Raw genomic sequence first — 21,843 nt, 5'->3', positions numbered from 1 at the left:
GCTACTCCGCGCTCACCGCCCGGCGGCGACGACGGAGGAACAGCAGCAGGCCGCCTGCGGCGATCACCGCGAGGCCGACCCAGCCGGCCGCGAGGCTCACACCCGTGCTGGGCAGCGGCGGCTGCTTGGGAGTGATCGGCGCGCAGTCCTCGCTCGAGGCCGAACCGTTCCAGAACTGGATCGTCGCCGAGTTCAGCGTGCCGCTGCCCTCGTCGCTCGAGCCCACGGCGCAATCGGCCTGGTCGGACGTCACATCGGACGCGACATCCGCGGTCACCGAGACCGCGTAGACGTGCTCGCTGCCCGCCGGCACCACCGCGGTCGTGACCGCGATGTCGTCGATGCCGTCCCAGTCGGGGTTGATGACGATGCCCTCGGGCCCGGTGATCTCGGCGGAGATCACCGTGATGCCGTCGCCGAACTTCAGCTCGTCGGTGAGGTCGTACGACTCGTCGGTCGCCGACTCGCTCGTCACGGTGATCGTGTACGAGACGTCCCACGTGCCGTCGCCGTTGTCGACGGCCGGGCCGTCGACGGTCTTGAGGATGTCGATCGGACCGCGGGCGACGTTCTCGATGTCGCAGGCGATGAGGTCGCCGGGCTGCACCGTGAAGTCGTTCGCGTCGATCGGCGTCGCGCCGGCCTCGCCGACCGGGTCGACCGTGCAGGCCAGTTCACCCGCGACCCAGGCCTCGCCCGGGTCGGCCTCGGCGAGCGAGAAGCGGCCGCCGGGCAGCACGCCCTCGAACACCGAGGTGCCCTCGCCGCCCTCGGTCGTCACGCTCTCGACGATGGGGTCGCCCGCGGGCGCGCCCTCGGCGTCGAGCGGGGTCAGCTCGAAGTCGAACGTGCCGTCGCCGCCGACGGCGGACTTCGTGACCTCGATCTGGCCGGGCACCGCCTCGTTCGTCAGCGCGCAGTCGATTTCGGTGTCGATCTCGGCCACGAATTCGAAGCCGGGTGCGTCGCCATTGAGGTCGGTGAGCGCGCCGTCGCCGCCGGTGCAGGTGATGGGGCCCATGTTCCAACCGTCGACCGGGGTCTCGGTGACGGTGTAGTGGTCACCGGGCACGAGGTCGGTCCAGGTGACGCTGTCGGACCCGTCGCCGGCGCCGCTCACCGTCTGGGTGCCCGCCTGCTCGCCGGGAGCCGGGGAGATCGTGAGGTCGAACGCCCACTCGAAGCCGTCGGCGACGCCCTCGACGCTCTTCTCCACGGTCACCGAGCCGGGCAGGGCGCGGTTCGTGAACACGCAGGTGATGATGGCGCCGGGCTCGAGCACGACGTCGGTCGACGAGCCCTCGGGGGTGCCGCAGCCGATCGAGTCGAGTTCCCAGTGCTCGGGCACCGTCTCGCCGACGGTGTAGTCGCCGGGCACCACGAGCCCTGTGCTCCACGGGTTCGCCTCGTCGTCGGACGAGTCGTTGAGCGTGAACTGCTCATCGGTGTCCATGCCGACGACCGAGAAGTCGAAGGCCTGATCCCACTCGTCGGGGATGGTCTCCTTGTCGACGCGGATCTCGCCGCGCTGCGTGTTCGTGTAGGTGCACTCGACGAGCTCGCCCGGGTCGACGTCGAGCACCGCCGAGGCGGCGTCGATATCGACGGTCGTGCCCTGGTCGGGGTCGACGCAGACGAGGTTCGTCGTGTCGTAGCCCTCGAGCGCCGTCTCGGCGAGGTCGTAGCTGCCGGGCTCGACCGAGTAGGTCTCGCTGTCGCCCGAACCGTCGGTCGCGTCGATCGTGAAGGTCGACGGATCCTCCAGCCAGCTGCCGGTGTACTCGAAGACGGCGCCCTGCGGGCCATCGACGACCTTGTGCACGATGATCTCGCCGTTCTGCGTGTTCGTGAACACGCAGTGCACGCCCTCGCCAGCGACCGTGGTCACGGTCTCGCCGTCGGCCGTGGCCGTTCCCGCGGGGGTGCACGTGACGTCGGTGAGGTTCCACCCGGCGGGCACGGTCTCGGTGACCGGAACCTCGGCGCCGGGCACGTAGTAGACAGGAGCGCTGGTCTGGCCGTCGGTGAGCTGCACGTCGGTGTCGCCGACGCCGAAGTCGAAGACCTGGGCTGAGCCGTCGGGCAGGGTCTGCTTCTCCACCGTGACCCACGAGGTCGTGTTGACGATCGTGCACGCGGTGACGTTGCCGTCTTCGACCGGGAACACGTCGTCGGGCGAGGTCAGCTCGATGATGCGGTCGTCGATCTGGCAGTTGATCGAGAGCTGCGCCCACGGCAGGCCGTCGCCGATGACCTCGCTGAGCGTGTAGTCGTCGCCGGCGAAGACGTCTGGCCAGACGTCGGTCTCGCCGATGCGCAGCGTCTCGTCGATCGCCGTCTGGTCGGGGTAGATGTCGCCTCCGCCCGCGCGTTCAACGGTGTACGCGAAGTCGTCGGTAGAGGTGATCCCCGGCGGATCGGAGAGCTTCGTCACGCTGAGCGCGCCGCAGTTCGTGATCACGAGCGGATTCTGCGGCTGGAAGAAGTCGATGATCTCGGCGGTCGCCGAGTTGCCGGTGCGCGTGAACCCGATGCCGGTCGCGAAGCCCTCGCACGCTTCGTCGTCGAAGAGGCCGACGCTCGAGAGGTCCACCGCGATCTCGCCGAACGTGCCCGGCTCGCCGGGCAGCGGCCCGGGGCCTTCCATGCGCGGTCCGACCGCGGCCTGGTACACGAGCGTCTGCAGGATCGGCACCCAGAGGCCCGGCCCGTCGGGGTCGGTGCAGTCGCCGTCGGCAGCGACCCACCGCAGCGCGCCGGCGGTGGTCGTGTTGTTCGCCGAGTCGTAGTTGAACTCCACCGCGAAGTCGTCGCAGCGGCCGGCCTCGGGACCCTCGAACGTCTGGAAGGTGCTCATGTCGCCCGAGCCGTCGAGGCGGGTCCAGTACATGTAGAGCACGACGTGCTCGTCGCCCTGGTCATCGGTGACGACCTCGTACGCGGCGCCGCCGGTGCAGGCGTCGTCCTTGGCGTTGACGTTGGCCGGCGCCGGAGCCCACGGGTTGTCGTTCTGCTTCTGCGACCCGGGCGAGCCGGTCAGGTCGCTGCCCGTACACGCGACGTCGGAGGCGCCGTTGTCCCAGCCGCGCGTCGCGAAGACGATGCCGGTCGACGAGAATCCCTGGTCGGTCGTGTACGGGGTCGCGCCCAGGAAGTCCGAGGTCCCCTCCGCGGGGAGCGCCGCCAGGATGCTGTCCCAGTCGGTGTCACCGGGATCGGACCCTTCGAGCGTCATGTTGCCGTCGATCTCGAACCCGGTCTGGAGGCCACCCGGTTCGAGGGTTGCCGCCGACGCCGGTGCAGCGAGCAAGGCGGGGGTCAGGAGTGCGCCGAGCACGGCGGCGATGGCGGCAGCAGCCGTCAGTTTGCTTCTGGGCACGAACAACGTCCTCACGTGTCGGGTTGCCGTCCCGGGTGGACGGCGCACGTGGACGCAACGCTAGTGGGGAAGGATCCCTCACTTCAGGGCCCGAAGCCGAACGTCTTACCCCAGTTCAGGGGACATTTCCGATTCGAGGTACAGCGGCGCGCTCGAACGGGGTACAGAGACGCGACTACTTGACCGGAACCGTGACCTCGGTGTCGGCGACCTCGACGACGAGCGGCTCGGTCGTCGTGACCGTGGTCGGGGTCCAGAACAGGGTGGTGTGCGGCACGAAGTCCATCGTGCAGACCTGGTCTGCAGGCTGCTCGACGAGGTCGATCGCGACGCGGTTTCCCTCGCCGGCCGGTTCGAGCACGCGGATCTGCTCTCCGACCACCGGGCAGGTCGAGCTGCCCGAGATGGTGAGCGCGAGTTGGCCGCCGTCGGCCCACCAGACGACCACCGGGCCGTCTTCGGACGACGGCATCTCCACCTCGTCGCCCGCCGGGTCAGTGCCCGAGTCGACGTCGACCACATCGGCGTCGGCCTCGGTCGGCACTCCGGGGAAGTCTTCGGCGGGCGTGCTCGGCGGGTTGCATCCCGACAGCAGGAACACCGACGAGACCGCCAGGGCGAGGAGACCAGCACGACGGAGACGCAGCGAAGGAGCCATACGGCCATGCTAATGGTCGACTCCATCCCGCGCGCGGGTGCCCCGCGTAGAATTTTCGGCATGAGCAACCTCGAGCGAGACCCTGCTGAACTGCTCTGTCCGCCAGAGGCCGAGGCCGCTCCCGCCATCGCCGTGCTGCAACCGCGAGACGTGCCGCTCGGCGGTCCGCGGGCGATGAACGTGCGTCGCACGCTCCCCCAGCGCGGCCGCACGACGATCGGCGCCTGGTGCTTCGCCGACCACTACGGCCCCGACGACGTCGCGGTCTCCGGGGGCATGGTCGTGCCGCCGCATCCGCACACGGGCCTGCAGACCGTCAGCTGGCTCTTCGAGGGCGAGATCGAGCATCGCGACAGCACCGGCAGCCACGAGATGGTGCGGCCCGGCGCCGTCAACCTGATGACGGCGGGGCGCGGCATCTCGCACTCCGAGGTCTCGACCCCGCAGACGACTCGGCTGCACGGCGTGCAGCTCTGGGTGGCGCTGCCCGACGCCGCCCGCCACGTCGCACCGTTCTTCGAGCACGCCGAGATCGACGAGGTGCCCGTCGACGACGCCCTCGTTCGCGTCTTCGCCGGGTCCCTGCCCGGAGTCGCCGCCGAGTCATCCGTCTCGCTCTTCTCGCCCCTCGTCGGCGCGCAGATCGAGTTGCCGGCGGGCGGCGAGGCATGGATCGAGCTCGACCCCTCGTTCGAGCACGGCCTGCTCGTCGACCTCGGCCCGGTCGGGGTGACGATCGCGGCGCTCGACGGCGAGGCCGACGACTCCGACCCGCTGGAGCCGCTCGCCGAGACCGGCCGCAACGCCACGCTCGCACGGAGCGAGCTCGGCTACCTGCCCGTCGGTCACGAGGGCGTGCGACTGCGCGCAGCGGATGCCCCGGTGCGCGTGATCCTCCTCGGCGGCGTGCCCTTCGACGAGGCCCTCGTGATGTGGTGGAACTTCATCGGCCGCGACCATGAGGAGATCGTCGAGTTCCGCCGGCAGTGGCAGGCCGACGTGGTCGGCCGCGACAATCCCGACGGCCGCTTCGGCGACGTCACCGGGTACGAGGGCGCGCCGCTGCCCGCACCCGAGCTGCCGACCGTGCACCTGAAGCCGCGGCGCTGACGCTGAACCGCCCGCGAATCAGCTCCGCGCGGGACGGGCACGCCTCACGACGAGTACTGCCGCGCCGCCGACGATCAGCAGCAACGCGTACCACAGCGCCGTGAGGCTGACACCGGTGGGCGAGAGCCCTCCGGCCGGCGCGGTGACGGGCACGGGCACGGGCGCGCACGCGTCAGCCTCGTCGCTGCCGTCGCCGTTCCAGAACGCGACGGTCGCGGTGTTGAGCAGGCCCGATCCCTCGGTCGGGCTCCCGACCGAGCAGTCCGCCTGATCGGCGGTGATGCCGACCGGGATCCGGGCGCTGACGGTCACCGAATAGGTGTGCACCGCGTTCGAACCGAGCACCGCTCCTGCGGCGACGAGCGTGTCGTCGATCCCGTCCCACCCGGCGTTCACGACGACACCGTCGTCGGAGACGACGGTCGCGCTCTCGATGGCGATGCCCTGGCCGAACCGGATCCGGTCGTGGAGGTCGTACGGCTGCTCAAGCGTCGAGGTGTTCGTCACCGTGATGCCGTAGCGCACGGTCACCGCACCTCCATCGCCGAACTCGGGGTCGCCGATGACCACCTTCTCGACCTCGACGGGGCCCCGCTGCACATTCGTGTAGGTGCACACGACCGTCTCGCCCGGGTCGAGTTCGATCGTTCCGAGAGCGCCCTGAACCGACGAGACTTCGCCGTCGGCGTCTCCGTCGACGCAGACGAGGTCGGTGTTCTCGTAGCCTTCGAGCGCGAGCTCCTCGACCGTGTACGTGCCCGGTGCGATTCCGGGGAACACGGCGGAGCCCGATCCATCCGTCGTCTCGATCGTGAACTCGGCCGGCTCGGCCCAGTCGCCGACGAACGAGAACGTGCCGTCGTCGCCCTCGACCTGCTTCGCGACGACGATGGTGCCGACGGCTCGGTTCGTGATGGCGCACGTGACGTTGTCGCCTGCCATCACCGTGAACCTCGTGAGCACGAGGTCGTCCACCGTCCCCGACCGGGACACCTGACACGTCAGTTCACCGCTGATCCAGTTCGCGAACTCGAGCTCTTCGAGCCGGTACTCGGTACCCGCCACGAGGCCGGTGAAGACCGCGACGCCGGTTCCGGCGCTCGTCGCGACCGAGCCCACCATCGCCTCGCCGACGGGATCGATCGGCGTCAGCACGAACTGGAAGGTGCCGTCGCCACCGAGCGCGGTCTTGGTGACCGTGAGGTCGATCGGCTCGGGGGTGTTCGACACCGTGCAGGCGAGGCTGAGCCCCGGCTGCGCCTCGAACTGGAAGCCCGGCACCTCGGGGTCGAGGTCGACGAGCGCGCCCGCCTGGCATTGGATGGTGCCCTCGATCCACCCCGCGGCGTCGGCCTCGGTGAGGGTGTAGGTCTCGCCCGGCAGCAGTCCCTGCCACGTCGCCGACCCGGTCGAGGGCCCGGTGCCGGTGACGGCCTGCTCGGCGCCCGGCGTGACGCCATCGGCCGGATCGAGAGTGAAGTCGAAGCTCCAGTCGAGTGTGTCGGCGACCGCCGTCACGGTCTTCGTGATGGTGACGTCGGCCGGTGCCGCCGTGTTCTCGGCGGTGCACTGGAGGTCGAAGGCCGGCGGCCCGACGAACTGCCACCCTGCGGTGGCCGGATCGAGGTCGTCGAGGCCGGTGCACGAGAGCGTCGAGGTCCAGCCCTCTGCCGACACCTCGTTCAGGGTGTAGTTGACCCCGGGGGCCAGGTCGGTGAAGGTCGCCGTCGGATTCGCCGTGTCGACGGCGAGCGTCTGCACCTCGCCGCTGTCGTCGTTCACCAGGTCGAAGTCGAACGACCAGTCGAAGCCGTCCGCGATGCCGGTCGCGGTCTTCGCGACCGTCGCCTGCCCGGGCGTCGCCGTGTTCGTGAAGCGGCATCCGGCGATGCCGGAGTCGGGCAACTGGATCTCCGCCGTGCCGGCATCGAGATCTGCGGTGAAGCTCCCACCCGGGACATCGCAGGTGATGTCGGTGAGCGCCCAGTCGGGCACGCCCCCGAGCTCGGTGACCGTGTACGTCCCGCCCTCCAGCTGCGGACTCGCCCACGTCGCCTCGTCCTGCACGCCGGCGTTGAGCGTGAACGGCACCGGGGTCGGGTCCGCCTGCGACTCGAACTCGAAGCCGAAGTCCTGGTCGTACTCGAACGGCACGGTCTCCTTCAGCACGAAGATCTGGCCGGGCGACGCGTTCGTGAAGTAGCACGTCACGGTCTCGCCCGGTGCGAGCGTGAAGTCGGCGGTCGCCGTGCCCTCGAAGAAGACGTCCTGGCCGTCGATCGTGCAGAGGAGGGTGACGAGCAGCGTGCCATTGACCGTGTCCGCCAGCTCGGTGACGCTGTAGTCGCCGGGCTCCACACCGGTGAAGGTGGCGAAGTAGTCGATGCCGTCGCCCGTCAGCGCCTCGATCGAGAACTCACCGCCCGGCGGCAGCAGCGGATCCCCCGTCGTCCAGTCGCCGGTGAAGTCGAACGTGCCGCCCGGCGGGCCGAAGAGTTCCTTCGCGATGCGGATGTTGCCGAGCTGCGTGTTCGTGAACGTGCACGCGACGTCCTGCCCCGCCACGGTGGTCACCGTGGCGCTCGGCGCGTCCTCGTCGATGACCGCGGATCCGTCGGTGCAGGTGATCGTCGCACTGTCGAGCCACCCGGCCGGCACCGTCTCGGAGATGTCGACCTGGCTGCCGGGGGCGAATGCGAAGGTGGCGCTCTGCCCGTCGCCGAGCGAGGCCTGCTGCCCGCCGATGTCGAAGTCGAAGAGCTGTTCCGCACCGTCGGGCAGGGTCTGCTTCGTCACCGTCACCGTCGACGTGGCGTTGACGATGCGGCACTGGGTGATGGTCGACGGATACACCGTGAACACATCGGACGCATCGTCGAGCACGAACTCGACGGGCAGCCTGGTGCCCGGTACGAGCGTGGAGCAGAGCATCGACTGCATCGCCCACGGACCTGAGATCGTCTCGACCAGCTGATAGTCGGTCGCCGCGAGCACGCCCTCGTACGTGTTCGTCTCGCCGATTCCGATGTCGTCGACGATCTCGGTCGCGTCGGTCGCGGGAAGCACGATCCCGCCACCGGTGCGGTCGATGACCGTGTCGAAGCGGTCGTCGCTGTCGATGCCGGCGGGCAGCGTCTCCTTCGTGACGCTCAAGGTGCCGCAGTTCGCGATCGTGAGCGCGTCGGCGTCGGGCACGTAGTAGTCCTGCGTCTGGGCACCGAAGTCCGTGCCCGTGCGGGTGAGCATCGTCGACACCTGGAACGTCGTGCACTCCCCCGGGCTGAACAGGCCGGCCTCGGTGAGATCGACGCCGAACTCGCCGAAGGTCGCCTGCGGCTGGTTGCCGACGGGCAGCGGGCCCTCGGTGCGCACGCCGACGGCCCACGCGAAGTCGATCGGATCGCCCGTCGGCAGCCACGCGCCGGGTGCGTTGGGGTTGGCGCACGCATCCCCCAGGGCGGGCGCCCACCTGCGGAAGTGCACCGTCACGGTGGAGGTGTTCGAGTTGTAGTCGAACACCACGAGGATGTCGTCGCAACGCCCCAGCGCCGGCCCCTCGAGGAGTTGGAGCACGCTGACGCTGCCGTTGCCGACGAGCCGGGTCCAGTAGTTGTACAGCACGAGGTGCCGGACGCCGTCGTCCGTCGACACGACCTCATACGCCGACGCCGTGCTGCAGAGGTTGCCCTTGTCGTTGACGTTCGCCGGGCCGGGCGCCCACGGGATGGTGTTGGGCGTCTGGCTTCCGGGGGCGCCCGTGGCATCCGTGGTGGTATCGGAGCAGGATGCGGCGAGCGACCCGTTGTCCCAGTCGAACGTCGCGTCGAGGATGCCGGTCGAGGCGTTGCCGTCGGCCGTGGTGTACGGCCCGGTCGGCGTGAAGGTGTAGGCGCCGTTCGGCTGCGGCGGCGTCAGGAAGTCGTCCCAGTCGAACGTGTCGGGTGGGACGCCGGCCGACTTGTTCCCGTCGAGCTGGAACCCCGTCGACAGCCCCGAAGGAGCGAGCGTGGCCGCGTTCGCGGGTGCCGCCACCGCGAGCGGCGCCAGGGACACCGCGAGCAGCGCGCCGACGGCGACGAGCGAGACGCTCCTGATTCGGGCCATCACGTTCCCCCCAGCGTCGCCGCAATCGCGATCGACGCTCTCGAGCTGTGCTCTCGGACTCTATCGAGTCCGCACGGAAAACGGAATGATCCTCGAGATTGCGGTCGCCCCGCGCTCGCCCCCAGAACGGAGGTGGCGGTCGCCCTCGCGTCTACTGCAGCGCGGAGGAGAGACGCGCGAGGTTGTCGAGCACGGTCGAGCGCAGCGGCTGCTGCATCCACTCGTCGAGGGTCAGCTCGCGGCTGTCGCGTCGGTAGCCGTCTTCGACGGCGCGCATCTCGCGCACGAACGACGCCCCGCGCACGAGGAGCGAGATCTCCATGTTGAGCTCGAACGAGCGGATGTCCATGTTGCTCGACCCGATCACGGCGACGTCGTCGTCGATCGTGAAGTGCTTGGAGTGCAGGATGTACGGCGCCTTGAACATGTAGATCTTCACGCCGGCGCGCAGCAGCGCCTCGTAGTACGAACGCTGCGCGTGGTAGACGAGCGCCTGGTCGCCGATCTCCGACACGAAGAGCTCGACGTGGATGCCGCGCTGGGTGGCGCCGCTGATCGCGCGCAGCATCGCCTCGTCGGGCACGAAGTACGGGCTCGTGAGGATGATGCGCTCTTCAGCCGCGTAGAGCAGTGCGAGGAAGAGCTTGAGGTTGTTCTCGTTCGGGTACCCCGGGCCGCTCGGCACCACCTGGCAGTCGAGGTCTTGGGCCTCGCCGGGCTGGTCGAGCGATTCGGAGAGATCGCGCACCGGCTCCTCGCCGGTCTCGAGATACCAGTCGGTGGCGAAGATGGCATCGAGGCCGGCCACGATGGGCCCCTCGACTCGCGCCACGAGTTCCTTCCACTTCAGACCGCGACGGATGTTGCTGCGCTTGTTGTAGCTGCGGTCGATGATGTTCTGCGAACCCATGAAGCCGACCTCGCCGTCGACGACGAGGATCTTGCGGTGGTTGCGGAGGTCGGGTCGCTGGTACTTGCCCTTGAACGGCTGCACGGGGAGCATGAGCTGCCACAGCACGCCCATCGCGGTGAGTCGCTTGAGCGTCTTGCGGTAGCCCTTCACCCGGAGAGAGGCGACGTGGTCGAGCATGAGCCGGACGTCGACCCCGCGGGAGACCGCCTCGCCGAGGGCGTCGAAGAACGGCGCCGTGGTGGCGTCGAGGGCGAGGATGTAGAACTCGACGTGCACGTAGCGCTTGGCACCCCGCACCGCGTCGGTCATCGCGTCGAGCGAGCCCTGATAGTCGCCGATGAGGCTCGCGCTGTTGGAACCGATGAGCGGCATCGATCCCAGATTGCGATTCAGCCGCACGACGCCCTCGAACCAGGCCGGCCAGTGACCGGGGTCGCTCACCCGCTCGACGCCGTGCGTCGATTCGCGGATGTAGCGGTCGACCTCGGCCTGCTTCTCACGCCGATGCTTCGGCAGCTTGGGATTGCCGATGAGCAGGAAGAAGAACACCCCGATGAACGGGAGGAAGAAGATGGCGAGGAGCCACGCCATGCCCGCCGTCGGGCGGCGGTTGCGCGGCACCACGATGATCGCCGTCACACGGATGATCAGGTCGATGACGACGACGACCCCGGCGAAGGAGAGCGCCGCCTGCTCCGCGGTCATGCCGTCAGGCTGCCGGTCGGTGCTCGGCGAGCTTGGCCCGCTCCTCAGCCTCGATACGGGAGTAGGCCTTGCGCTCGTTGCGATCCGCGTGGATGACCGCACGCATCACGAACCAGAAGATGAGCCCGATGAGCACGGTCGGCGCAAGCGACCAGATCGCATTCGCCCAGAATTCGTCCATAGGACTCCAAGGATACGTTCTTTCCCTGAATTCGCCGCATGGGCCGGTCCGAGCCACGGATGTCGCGGCATCCGCTCGCTCGGCCGGCTGGCCGGTTCAGCCGCCGGCGACGAGGCCCCAGATGCCCGAGACGACCAGGTAGAGGCCGATCGCGCCGACGACGAGCCAGATGCCGAGCCGCATGTTCGACGGTCGCTTCGGATCCTTCTCGGGTTCGAGCTCATCCTTCGGCAGGTAGTCGTTCATGCGCGGTATCCGCTCTCTCGTCGAACTACTTGACCAAGGGGAAGAGGATCGTCTCACGGATGCCGAGGCCGGTGAGGGCCATCAGCAGTCGGTCGATGCCCATGCCCATGCCACCGGACGGCGGCATGCCGAACTCGAGCGCCCGCAGGAACTCCTCGTCGAGGCGCATCGCCTCGGGGTCGCCGCCGGCGGCGAGCTTCGCCTGCTCGACGAAGCGCTCGCGCTGCACGACCGGGTCGACGAGCTCGGAATAGCCGGTGGCGAGCTCGAAGCCGCGGATGTAGAGGTCCCACTTCTCGACCACGCCCGGGATCGAGCGGTGCTCGCGCACGAGGGGCGAGGTGTCGAGCGGGAAGTCCATCACGAAGGTCGGCCGCACGAGGCCCGACTTCACGTGGTGCTCCCACAGCTCTTCGACATACTTGCCGGGCAGCGGGTGGTCGACCTCGATGCCGGCCTCGTCGGCGAGCTGCTTCAGCCGCTCGACCGGGGTCGACGAGGTGATCGTCTCGCCGATCGCCTCGGAGAGCGAGTCGTACATCGAGATGCGCGCCCAGTCGCCGCCGAGGTCGAAGTCGGTGCCGTCGGCCCAGGTCACGACGTGCGAGCCCGACGTGGCGAGCGCGGCGTCTTGGATGAGCTGCTGCGTGAGGTCGGCGATCGTGTTGTAGTCGCCGTACGCCTCGTAGGCCTCGAGCATCGCGAACTCGGGCGAGTGCGTCGAGTCGGCGCCCTCGTTGCGGAAGTTGCGGTTGATCTCGTACACCCGCTCGATGCCGCCGACGACGGCGCGCTTGAGGTACAGCTCGGGGGCGATGCGCAGGTACAGCTCGGTGTCGAACGCGTTGGAGTGCGTGACGAACGGGCGAGCGGATGCCCCGCCGTGCATGACCTGCAGCATCGGCGTCTCGACTTCGATGAAGCCGAGGCCGTCGAAGGTGCGCCGCAGGCTCGCGTTGACCTTCGCCCGGTCGATGACGTTGCGACGGGCCTGCTCGCGCGAGATCAGGTCGAGGTAGCGGCTGCGCACGCGCATCTCTTCCGAGAGCTCGTTGTGCAGGTTCGGCAGCGGCAGGATCGCCTTCGAGGCGATGCGCCACTCCTTCACCATGATCGACAGCTCGCCGCGGCGGCTCGTGATGACCTCGCCGGCCACGAACACGTGGTCGCCCAGGTCGACGAGCTCCTTCCACTCGGCGAGGGACTCCTCGCCGACCTCGGCGAGCGAGACCATCGCCTGGATGCGGCTGCCGTCGCCCGCCTGCAGCGTGGCGAAGCACAGCTTGCCGGTGTTGCGCGAGTGCACGACACGACCGGCGACGCCGACCTGCTCGCCGCTCGCCTCGTCGACGCCGAGCCCGACGAAGCGGTCGCGCACTTCGGGGATCGTCGCCGTGATCGGCAGTCGCACGGGGTAGGCACCGAAGGCGCGGTCGTCGGATGCGGCGTTCAGCCGCTCGCGCTTGGCGAGACGCACGGCCTTCTGCTCGGAGATCTCAGCAGCGCTGATCTCCTCGGCAGTGGGCTCGGGCGTGGCATCCGTCTGATTCTCGGCCATCGTTCTCTCTCGTCGTGCGGCAGTACCGTCTGCACTGCGTGGGTGCGTGCACCAGCCTACTTGGGCGCGCACCGCGCCCGACTCTCGATCGTGGCCTCGGAGATCTGCGCGACTTCGGCGAGATCCTGCCCTCCGCTCCGATGTCGCGCAGATCTCCGAAGCCGTGGCGGGGCGTGCGCAGGCGGGATATCAGCCGAGCGTGATGGCGGCGTTGTCGATGAGGCGGGTCGACCCCACGCGGGCGGCGACGAGCACGACGGCCGGGCCCCGCGCATCGTCGGCCACGGGGAGGAACGTCTCGGGGTCGACGACCACGAGGTAGTCGAGGGTGACGTCGTCGTGGTCGCCGAAGGCGGCGGCCCCCTCGGCGAGCACTTCGGCGAGGCCGTCGGATGCCGCGGCATCCGCTGCCCTGAGCGCCTCGATCAGCGTGAGCGCCGCGGCCCGGTGGCCGGGGTCGAGGAAGCGATTGCGGCTCGAGAGGGCGAGCCCGTCGGCCTCGCGCACGGTCGGCACGACCTCGATCGAGGTGGGCACGTCGAGGTCGTCGACCATGCGGCGCACGAGGAAGACCTGCTGCGCGTCCTTCTGTCCGAAGACCGCGACGTCGGGGCGAACGATGTTGAGCAGCTTGCCGACGACGGTCAGCATGCCGTCGAAGTGGCCGGGGCGGGACGCGCCCTCGTAGAGCGAGCCGACCCGGCCGGCCGTGAGCGTCGTGCCGACGGCCCCGTTCGGATACATCTCGGCGGCGGTCGGCGCGAAGACGAACTCGACGCCGGGCCCGGCGAGTGCTTCGACATCGGCGTCGAGGGTGCGCGGGTAGCGGTCGAGGTCTTCACCCGGGCCGAACTGCAGCGGGTTCACGAAGATCGACACGACGACGACGTCGGCGAGTTCGCGCGCGTGCGCGACGAGTGCCAGGTGACCGGCGTGCAGGGCGCCCATGGTGGGCACGAGGGCGACGGATGCGCCGGCGGCGCGCCGCTCGGCGAGCTGCTCGCGCAGCTCGGCGATGGTCGGCACGACACGCACGCTCGACGTGGACCCGGTCACGCGCCACCCCCCAGCGGCCAGTCGGAATCGGCCTCGTCGATCGTATCGGCCCCTTCGGTGTACGCGCCGCGGTCGTGCCGCGCGAGCGCGTTCTCGACGGCGCTGCGCACGAGCGGCGCCAGGACCGCGCCGGGTCTCGCCACCCCGATGCCGTCGAGGATGCCGCTCGCCTGATCGACGATCGCGCTCGAGAACGAGACCGCCGTGTCGATGGCCTCGCCGTAGGCGGCGCGATCGCGCTCGGCCACGATGACCGGCTCGCCGCCCATCTCGACGACGAGCGCCTGGCCGATCGGCAGCACGGGCGCGGGCGCGGTGACGGCGAACCACGTGCCCGGCAGGCGCGCGAGATCGATGCTCGTGCCCGTGAAGCTCATCGCGGGATGCACGGCGAGCGGAATGGCTCCGGCGAGCCGCGCGGGGTCGAGCACGCTCGTGCCGAACCGGGCGACGGTGTGCAGCACGAGCTGGCCCGGCTGCCAGGCGCCGGCCTCTGCGAGGCCGGCGACGAGCGGGCCGAGCTCGGCCTCGGGCACGGCGAGCAGCACGAGTTCGCTGCGCTCGATGATCTCGGGGATCGGCAGCACCGGCACCGAGGGCAGCATGGTCGCCGCGCGTTCGCGGCTCTCTTCCGAGACTGCGGCGATGCCGGTGAGGGCGTGCCCGGCGCCGGCCAGGGCCGAGGCGAGCACGGCGCCGACGCGGCCGGCGCCGATGGTGCCGACGCCGAGGCGTCCGGGTCGATCAGACGACATGTCGGGGCTCCGTCTCGTCGGCGGGGGCGGCGGATGCCCCGGCCGGCGGCTCTGCCCGTGATGCAGTCGCTCCCGGCACGGCTTCGGCAGGCGCTCCCGGCGCCGCTTCGGCAGGCGCTCCCGGCGCCGTCTCGGCCGCCGCGTCGGGCGCGGCCGCGGCACCCCAATGATGGGAGGTGTCGCTCGCCGCGCGCTCGATCGCCTCGTGCGCGAGCCGCTCGAAGAGCGCCGTCGCGACCGCACGGTCTGCGACGGGCAGCACCGCCGAGACCGGACCGGTCACCGTGTGCAACCGCAGGGTCGCGAGGTCGAGCGCGCGTTCGATCGGGCCGACCGACCGGGCGACCGACTGCATGCGGGCGAGCGGCACGAGGCTGAGGCTGCGGATGAGCGCGCCCCGCCGGATGACCGCGACGCCCGCCGTCTCGGCGAGGCCGATGCGCTTCCACGAGAACGGGCGCAGCCACGCGGCGCGCTTCGGGGTGACGGAGAAGCCGCCGGCATCGCCCCGGCCCACGAGACCGGCGTCGACGAGCGTCTCGACCTCTGCGGCGGCGTCGGGCAGCAGCAGGGCGAGCACGCGGTGCACGTCGGCTGCGGTGCCGACCGGGAGCACGATGGTGCGCTGCGCGGCATCGCCTGAGGCGGAGACCGACTGGCCCGCGACGTTGATGCGCACCGACCACCAGCCGAACGGCCGCCAGAACACCCACTGGGTGGCCTCGACGGCATGCACCCGCCCCGGCGGGATCGTCTGGTTGCCCGTCGACAGCAGGCCGTGCCCGATGCGAACGCCGTCGGGCGTGCCCGCGATCGAGTAGCGCAGCGACTTCGTGATGCGCGACCACATGTAGCTCACGAGACCGATGGCCGCGGGCACGAAGCTGAAGAGCACCCACATCTGGCCGCTCGTGACGCCGACCACGATGATCGCGACGAGGATGATCGCCCAGATCGTCGACCCGCCGAGCACGGTCGATCCGATCACCCGGCCGATCGGCAGGTGCACGACCGACTCGGGCGGCGCGAGGTCGGGATCGAGCTCGGGGGCGAGGAACTCGTCGACGCGCTGGGTGACGAGCGCGCCGGCGCGGGCGCTGACCGGCGTGCGCTGGCCCGTGGCGCCATCGGCACCGGCCGCCTCCGCCGCGGGCTCCTGCACTGCGCCGGGCTCCGCCACGAGCCCGGGCGACACGAGCGCCGAGGCATCCGTTCGCCCGTCGGCTGCGGCGGGCACGGCCGCACCGTGCGCCCGCTCGGCCCTCGCGCCCGACGCGAGGCGCAGCACGTCGGCGCGCAGCGCGTCGGCGAGGGTGGAGCCGAGGTAGGCGAGCTGCACGTTCGCCGACTGCCCGGCGACCGAGATCTCGAGCTTCGCCGTGCCGAAGAGGCGCGCGAACAGCGGCCGGTTGACGTTGATGCCCTGGATGCGATCGAGCCGCGCGCTGCGGTGCGACCGGAAGAGGATGCCGCTGCGCACCTCGACCGCCTCGTGCGTGACCCGGAACGTGTGCATGCGCCACGACAGCCAGAATCCGATGACGACCGTGATGATGATCGCCGCGAGCGCGAGCAGCGCCCAGCCCACGAGGCCGTTCATCACGATGCCGCCGACCGGGTCGTTCGCCCAGTCCTGCTGCCATTCGCCGTACTCGGCGTCGATCGGCGCGCTCGACTCGGGCGCGAAGATCGCGAGGAAGATCTCGATGACCCGCTCGCGCAGGTTCGCGATGATGAAGCCGAGCACGGCGATGAACACGAGGCCGCCGCGCAGCAGCGGACTCGCAGGGTGGAGCCGGTGCCATTCGCCGTCGGCGAGGTTCACCACTCCCTGCGGGCGGGCGACTCCGCTCACAGTCCCGCCCGGCGCGACTCGGCGAGGGCGACGAGTTCGTCGCGGAGGCGATCGGCCTCCGCCATCGGCAGCCCGGGCACGGTGACCGCGCTCGACGCCGCCGCGGTCACGAACTTCAGGTCGGCCAGGCCGAGGGCGCGCGCGACCGGGCCGCGGGTGATGTCGACGAGCTGCATGCGCCCGTAGGGCACGGCGACCTGCCGCTGGAACATGATGCCGCGGCGGAACAGCAGGTCGTCGGCGCGCAGGCGGTACTGGATCGAGCGCACACGACGCGGCTCGAACGCGATGCCCACGAGCGACACCACCGCGATCGCTCCCGCCACCCACAGCGCCCACTCCCAGTGGAGCAGGAAGTGAGCCCCGAGGGCGATGCCCACGAAGATGAGCATGCCGACGATCGAGCCGACCACCTCGACGAGCACGTACTTCGGCGAGACCCGCAGCCAGCCGGTGTCGGATGCCTCGGGCAGCCCCGCCTCGTCGTGCACGCCGTCTTCGGGCTGGAGCTCGGGCGCGGGCGCCTCAGGCATGTGCGTGTTCCTTCTTCTCGGTGTCGGTGTCGTCGGGCGGCAGCGTGCAGAAGAACTCTGCGACGAGCCCGCCGGTCATGAGCAGGGCCGCGCCGATCGCCGTGGCGATGGCGAGCCAGACCGTCGCGGGCGACGGCATGACGCTGCGCGTCAGCAGGAACAGGGTGATGCCGAGGCCGAAGCCGAACATGAGCGCGCCGCTCAGGCTGCAGGCCTTCGCGAGCACCGCGGTGCGCATGGCCCGGAACGGGTCGAGGTGCTTGGTCGCCTTGCCCTTGACGGCCCGCCGGATGGGCCAGGCGAATGCCACGACGAGCGCGGCGACACCCGCGAGGGTGATCGGGAGCGAGAGCGGCGGCACGATCGCCTTCGACCCGTTGGAGACGATCGCGAGGTCGATGAGGTACCCGGCGACGATGCCCGCGAGCACGAAGGCGACGATGGTCGAGGGGTGCGTGCGCTTCATCGGCGCACCACCTCGTCGGTGGCCGCGGCACGCAGCGCGGCGATCGGCCCGCGCCCGGTGAGCTCGGCCTCGGGGTCGACGTCGAGCCACGGAGCGAGCACGAACGCCCGCTGCCAGGCGCGCGGGTGCGGCAGCGTGAGCCGCTCGTCGTCGAGCACGACGCCGTCGACGTCGATGAGGTCGAGGTCGAGCGTGCGGTCGCCCCAGTGCTCGGTGCGCACCCGGCCGTGCTCGAGCTCGATGCGCTGCAGCAGTTCGAGCAGCTCGAGCGGCTCGAGTGCCGTCACGACGACGACGACCCCGTTCAGGTAGCGCGGGGCGTCGACGTCGACGCCCGAGTCCTTGACGGCGGCGGTCTCGTAGACGGGCGACACCGCGACGAGGTCGACTCCGGATGCCTCGGCGATCTCGCGCACCGCTGCGGCGATCGTGGCCTCGCGGTCGCCGAGGTTCGCTCCGAATGCGATGACGGCGCGCGTCATGCCCGGCTCCGTACGATCGTGACCGCGACGTCGTCGAACGGCACAGTGATCGGCGCCTGCGGCTTGTGCACGGTGACCTCGACCTCGTCGACGGCCGGGAAGCCGAGCGCCACTGCGGCGACCCGCTCGGCGACGGTCTCGATGAGATCGACTGGGTCGCGCTCCACCGCTGCGACGACGGCCTCGGCGAGTTCGCCGTAGTGCACGGTGCGATCGAGGTCGTCGGATGCCGCTGCTGCGGCGAGGTCGACGGCGACCGTGACGTCGATCACGAACTCCTGGCCCTCGACGCGCTCGAAGTCGAACACGCCGTGGTGCGCGCGAACCCGAAGCCCCGTGAGGGTGATCTCATCGCCTCGCCCGCGATCGCGCCGTTCAGTCACGTCGTCCACTCTGCCATGCGCCGAGGACGTCGAGGGCGCGGCGCGTGCCCTGCACGTCGTGCACGCGCACCCCCCAGGCGCCCGCCTGCGCCGAGAGCACGCTGACGACGGCCGTCGGCAGGTCGCGGTCGGTGACGGAGGCTTCCTCGGGCAGCATCGCACCGAGGAATCGCTTGCGCGAGGCGCCGACAAGGATCGGCAGCCCGAGCCCGGCGAGCACGTCGAGACGACCGAGCAGCTCCCAGTTCTGGTCGCCGCGCTTGGCGAAGCCGAGGCCGGGGTCGAGGATGAGCTTCTCGGGGGCGACCCCGGCGGCCACGAGGTCGTCGACCCGCTGCGCGAGCTCGTCGCGCACCTCGACGGCGACGTCGGCGTACTCGGCGAGCGAGTCCATGCGGTCGGAGTGGCCGCGCCAGTGCATGGCGACGTAGCGTGCACCGGTCTCGGCGGCGATCGGGCCCATCGCCGCGTCGGCGAGGCCGGCGGAGACGTCGTTGATGATCTCGGCGCCCGCCTCGACCGCGGCCTGCGCCGTGGCGGCGCGCATCGTGTCGACGCTCACCCGGATGCCGCGGCCGGCGAGCTCCCTGATGACGGGCACGACCCGGCGCAGCTCCTCTTCGGGCGCGACCCTCGCGGCACCCGGCCGGGTGGACTCTCCCCCGACGTCGAGGATGTCGGCTCCGGCGGCCACGAGCTCGAGACCATGCGCGATCGCCGCATCGGCGTCGAACCAGCGGCCGCCGTCGCTGAAGGAGTCGGGCGTGACGTTCACCACACCCATGACGAGCGTGCGATCAGGCATTCGTCTGGGCCCCGATGAGCGTGATGATCTCGCTCCGGGCTGCGGGCTCCGAAAGTGCGCCGCGGCTCGCGATCGTCACGGTGGAGCTGCGCTCCTGACGCGAGCCCCGCGTCGTCACGCAGCGGTGCTGGGCGTCGAGCACGACGAGCACTCCCCTGGGGTCGAGCCCCGCGACGAGCGCGTCGGCGATCTCCTCGGTGAGCCGCTCCTGCAGCTGGGGGCGACGGGCGAGCGTGTCGACGACCGCCGGGATGCGGCCGAGCCCGACCACCCGGTCGCCCGGCAGGTAGGCCACGTGCGCCGTGCCGACGAACGGCAGCAGGTGATGCTCGCAGACGGACCGGAACGCGAGGTCGCGGAGCACGACCGCGTCGGACGTCGCCGGCACACCGGCATCCGTCGCCCCGATCGGTACCGTGTCGGCCAGGTGACTCTGCGGATCGACGTCGAGACCGCCGAAGAAGTCGGCGTAGGCCTCGGCGACCCGTTGCGGCGTTCGCTCGAGCCCCGGTCGCGAGGGGTCTTCACCGATCGCGAGCAGGATCTCGTGCACCGCGCGCTGGATGCGCTCGGCGTCCACTCCGGCCATGACTCCCCTTCTTCGGGTCGACTCGCTGCGGCCGCGGCTAGGCGGTCGCGGGGCGCGGGTTCGACTGCGGCGCGCGCGCCGGCGCCTCGTCTTCGACGGGCAGCTCACCGGAGTCGACACCGCCGTCGACGGCACCCTGATCGATCGGCATCTTCTGGGTCGGGAACGCGATCGGCGGACGGTCGGAGACCGGGCGCTTGTCGCTCGAGAGCCACAGCGGGCGCTCGGGCAGCTTCTTGACGTCCTTGAAGATCTCGGCGATCTGCTTGTGGTCGAGCGTCTCGTTCTCGAGCAGCTCGGCGGCCAGCTTGTCGAGGATGTCGCGGTTGTCGTTGAGCACCTGCCAGGCCTCGTCGTGCGCCTGCTCGATGAGGGCGCGCACCTCGAGGTCGACCGTCTCGGCGATCTCTTCGGAGTAGTCGCGCTGGTGGCCCATGTCGCGGCCGAGGAACACCTCGCCCCCCGACTGCCCGAGCTTGACGGCGCCGACGTTCGCGCTCATGCCGTATTCGGTGACCATCTTGCGTGCCGTCGAAGTGGCCTTCTCGATGTCGTTCGATGCGCCGGTCGAGGGGTCGTGGAAGACGATCTCTTCGGCGACGCGGCCGCCCATCGCGTAGGCGAGCTGGTCGAGCAGTTCGTTGCGACTGACCGAGTACTTGTCTTCGAGCGGCATCACCATCGTGTAGCCGAGGGCGCGGCCGCGCGGCAGGATCGTGATCTTCGTGACCGGGTCGGTGTAGTTCATCGCCGCCGCAGCGAGGGCGTGGCCGCCCTCGTGGTAGGCCGTGATGAGCTTCTCCTTGTCTTTCATGACGCGGGAGCGACGCTGCGGGCCGGCGATCACGCGGTCGACGGCCTCGTCGAGAGCGCGGTTGTCGATGAGCTGCGCGTTCGAGCGAGCCGTGAGCAGTGCAGCCTCGTTGAGCACGTTCGCGAGGTCGGCGCCGGTGAAGCCCGGGGTCTTGCGCGCGAGCACCTCGAGGTCGACGCCGTGGGCGAGGGGCTTGCCCTTCGAGTGCACCTCGAGGATCTTCTGGCGACCCTTCATGTCGGGGGCGTCGACGCCGATCTGGCGGTCGAAGCGGCCGGGACGCAGGAGCGCGGGGTCGAGGATGTCGGGGCGGTTCGTCGCCGCGATGAGGATGACGTTGGTCTTCGGGTCGAAGCCGTCCATCTCGACGAGCAGCTGGTTGAGCGTCTGCTCGCGCTCGTCGTGACCGCCGCCGAGGCCGGCGCCGCGGTGGCGCCCGACCGCGTCGATCTCGTCGACGAAGATGATGGCGGGTGCGTTCTGCTTCGCCTGGTCGAAGAGGTCGCGCACGCGGGACGCGCCGACGCCGACGAACATCTCGACGAAGTCGGAGCCCGAGATCGAGTAGAACGGCACGCCGGCCTCACCCGCGACCGCGCGGGCCAGCAGCGTCTTGCCGGTACCGGGAGGGCCGTAGAGCAGCACGCCCTTGGGGATGCGAGCGCCGACCGCCTGGAACTTCGCCGGCTCCTTCAGGAACTCCTTGATCTCGTGGAGCTCCTCGATCGCCTCGTCGGCGCCCGCGACGTCGTCGAAGGTGACCTTCGGGCTCTCCTTGGAGACGAGCTTCGCCTTGGACTTGCCGAACTGCATGACCTTGTTGCCGCCGCCCTGCATGCCCGACAGCATGATCCAGAAGAAGAGGCCGATGAGCACGAGCGGCAGCAGGATGCCAAGCATCGAGAGGAACCAGTTCGGCTGCGGCACCTCGTCGTTGAAGCCGTCTGCCGGGTCGGCCGCGTCGACGGCGGCGACGATGTCGGCGCCGCGCGGGGTGACGTAGTAGAACTGCACCTGCTTGCCGAGCTCGTCGTCCTCCTTCGCGAGCGTGAGGTCGACGCGGTTCTCACCGTCGACGATCTTCACGGCGGCGACCTTGCCGTCGTTGAGGAGGTCGAGGCCCTCTTGCGTCGAGACCTCTTTGAAACCCGATGCGGTGATGAGGCTCGACCCGATCCACACGGCGACGATCGCGAGCAGAATGTAGATGATCGGCCCGCGCAGGATCTTCTTGATGTTCATGGTGCTCAC

General features: G+C 70.2%; 18 protein-coding genes. 1 reads left to right on the top strand and 17 read right to left on the bottom strand.

Features of this window, described 5'->3' with window-relative positions; translation table 11 throughout:
- Nucleotide 1: 1 nt before the first annotated feature.
- Both BUR99_RS09095 and BUR99_RS09090 read right to left on the bottom strand, forming a co-directional pair.
- Complete coding sequence (locus BUR99_RS09095; protein ID WP_143231557.1) at nt 2-3,379, bottom strand: prealbumin-like fold domain-containing protein; 3,378 nt, start codon at nt 3,377-3,379, stop codon at nt 2-4.
- A gap of 175 nt (nt 3,380-3,554) precedes the next feature.
- Nucleotides 3,555-4,037 carry a hypothetical protein gene (locus BUR99_RS09090; RefSeq protein ID WP_074260013.1) on the bottom strand — a complete coding sequence of 161 codons (483 nt, stop codon included), beginning with the start codon at nt 4,035-4,037 and terminating at the stop codon, nt 3,555-3,557.
- A gap of 60 nt (nt 4,038-4,097) precedes the next feature.
- Here BUR99_RS09090 and BUR99_RS09085 point away from each other — a divergent pair, with 60 nt between their 5' ends.
- The gene (locus BUR99_RS09085; RefSeq protein WP_074260012.1) at nt 4,098-5,147 is read left to right on the top strand and encodes a pirin family protein; all 1,050 of its coding nucleotides are present in this window, start codon (nt 4,098-4,100) and stop codon (nt 5,145-5,147) included.
- Nucleotides 5,148-5,165: 18 nt separating this feature from the next.
- On the opposite strand, the gene BUR99_RS09080 is transcribed toward BUR99_RS09085, so the two are convergent.
- The 15 genes from BUR99_RS09080 to ftsH all read right to left on the bottom strand — a co-directional run bounded on the left by BUR99_RS09080 (nt 5,166) and on the right by ftsH (nt 21,834).
- Nucleotides 5,166-9,251, bottom strand: a complete 4,086-nt coding sequence (locus tag BUR99_RS09080) for an MSCRAMM family protein (protein WP_074260011.1) — start codon at nt 9,249-9,251, stop codon at nt 5,166-5,168.
- A gap of 151 nt (nt 9,252-9,402) precedes the next feature.
- The gene (cls, locus tag BUR99_RS09075; protein WP_074260010.1) at nt 9,403-10,869 is read right to left on the bottom strand and encodes a cardiolipin synthase; all 1,467 of its coding nucleotides are present in this window, start codon (nt 10,867-10,869) and stop codon (nt 9,403-9,405) included.
- A gap of 4 nt (nt 10,870-10,873) precedes the next feature.
- Nucleotides 10,874-11,050, bottom strand: coding sequence for a hypothetical protein (locus BUR99_RS20420; RefSeq protein WP_056011093.1), 177 nt, complete (start codon nt 11,048-11,050; stop codon nt 10,874-10,876).
- Nucleotides 11,051-11,146: 96 nt separating this feature from the next.
- On the bottom strand, nt 11,147-11,296 hold the full coding sequence (locus BUR99_RS20255) for a hypothetical protein (RefSeq protein ID WP_159440976.1): 150 nt from the start codon (nt 11,294-11,296) through the stop codon (nt 11,147-11,149).
- A 25-nt stretch (nt 11,297-11,321) separates the two neighbouring features.
- Complete coding sequence (lysS, locus tag BUR99_RS09070; protein ID WP_074260009.1) at nt 11,322-12,854, bottom strand: lysine--tRNA ligase; 1,533 nt, start codon at nt 12,852-12,854, stop codon at nt 11,322-11,324.
- A gap of 189 nt (nt 12,855-13,043) precedes the next feature.
- On the bottom strand, nt 13,044-13,910 hold the full coding sequence (panC, locus tag BUR99_RS09065; RefSeq protein WP_074260008.1) for a pantoate--beta-alanine ligase: 867 nt from the start codon (nt 13,908-13,910) through the stop codon (nt 13,044-13,046).
- Nucleotides 13,907-14,665: a Rossmann-like and DUF2520 domain-containing protein gene (locus BUR99_RS09060; RefSeq protein ID WP_074260007.1), complete on the bottom strand. Its 759-nt coding sequence runs from the start codon at nt 14,663-14,665 to the stop codon at nt 13,907-13,909. Before BUR99_RS09060 ends, panC begins: the two co-directional genes overlap by 4 nt.
- Entirely contained in the window at nt 14,655-16,520 is a 1,866-nt protein-coding gene (locus BUR99_RS09055; protein ID WP_074260006.1) for a PH domain-containing protein, read from the bottom strand. The genes BUR99_RS09060 and BUR99_RS09055 overlap by 11 nt, the downstream gene beginning before the upstream one ends.
- Complete coding sequence (locus BUR99_RS09050) at nt 16,517-17,053, bottom strand: PH domain-containing protein (RefSeq protein WP_084183855.1); 537 nt, start codon at nt 17,051-17,053, stop codon at nt 16,517-16,519. The genes BUR99_RS09055 and BUR99_RS09050 overlap by 4 nt, the downstream gene beginning before the upstream one ends.
- A complete protein-coding gene (locus BUR99_RS09045) occupies nt 17,046-17,519 on the bottom strand; it encodes a DUF3180 domain-containing protein (RefSeq protein WP_074260005.1) in 474 nt (157 codons plus the stop codon). Before BUR99_RS09045 ends, BUR99_RS09050 begins: the two co-directional genes overlap by 8 nt.
- The gene (gene folK / locus BUR99_RS09040) at nt 17,516-18,001 is read right to left on the bottom strand and encodes a 2-amino-4-hydroxy-6-hydroxymethyldihydropteridine diphosphokinase (RefSeq protein WP_074260004.1); all 486 of its coding nucleotides are present in this window, start codon (nt 17,999-18,001) and stop codon (nt 17,516-17,518) included. Before folK ends, BUR99_RS09045 begins: the two co-directional genes overlap by 4 nt.
- Nucleotides 17,998-18,384, bottom strand: a complete 387-nt coding sequence (folB, locus tag BUR99_RS09035; protein WP_074260325.1) for a dihydroneopterin aldolase — start codon at nt 18,382-18,384, stop codon at nt 17,998-18,000. Before folB ends, folK begins: the two co-directional genes overlap by 4 nt.
- The gene (gene folP, locus BUR99_RS09030; protein ID WP_074260003.1) at nt 18,377-19,189 is read right to left on the bottom strand and encodes a dihydropteroate synthase; all 813 of its coding nucleotides are present in this window, start codon (nt 19,187-19,189) and stop codon (nt 18,377-18,379) included. Before folP ends, folB begins: the two co-directional genes overlap by 8 nt.
- Nucleotides 19,182-19,778 (bottom strand): GTP cyclohydrolase I, encoded by a 597-nt coding sequence (gene folE / locus BUR99_RS09025; RefSeq protein WP_074260002.1) that lies wholly within the window; start codon nt 19,776-19,778, stop codon nt 19,182-19,184. Before folE ends, folP begins: the two co-directional genes overlap by 8 nt.
- A gap of 37 nt (nt 19,779-19,815) precedes the next feature.
- Nucleotides 19,816-21,834 (bottom strand): ATP-dependent zinc metalloprotease FtsH, encoded by a 2,019-nt coding sequence (gene ftsH, locus BUR99_RS09020; RefSeq protein WP_074260324.1) that lies wholly within the window; start codon nt 21,832-21,834, stop codon nt 19,816-19,818.
- Nucleotides 21,835-21,843 lie beyond the last annotated feature (9 nt).

The sequence above is a fragment of the Agromyces cerinus subsp. cerinus genome (genome assembly GCF_900142065.1).
GTDB lineage: Bacteria > Actinomycetota > Actinomycetes > Actinomycetales > Microbacteriaceae > Agromyces > Agromyces cerinus.
This window is presented reverse-complemented; position numbering and strand designations above follow the sequence as displayed.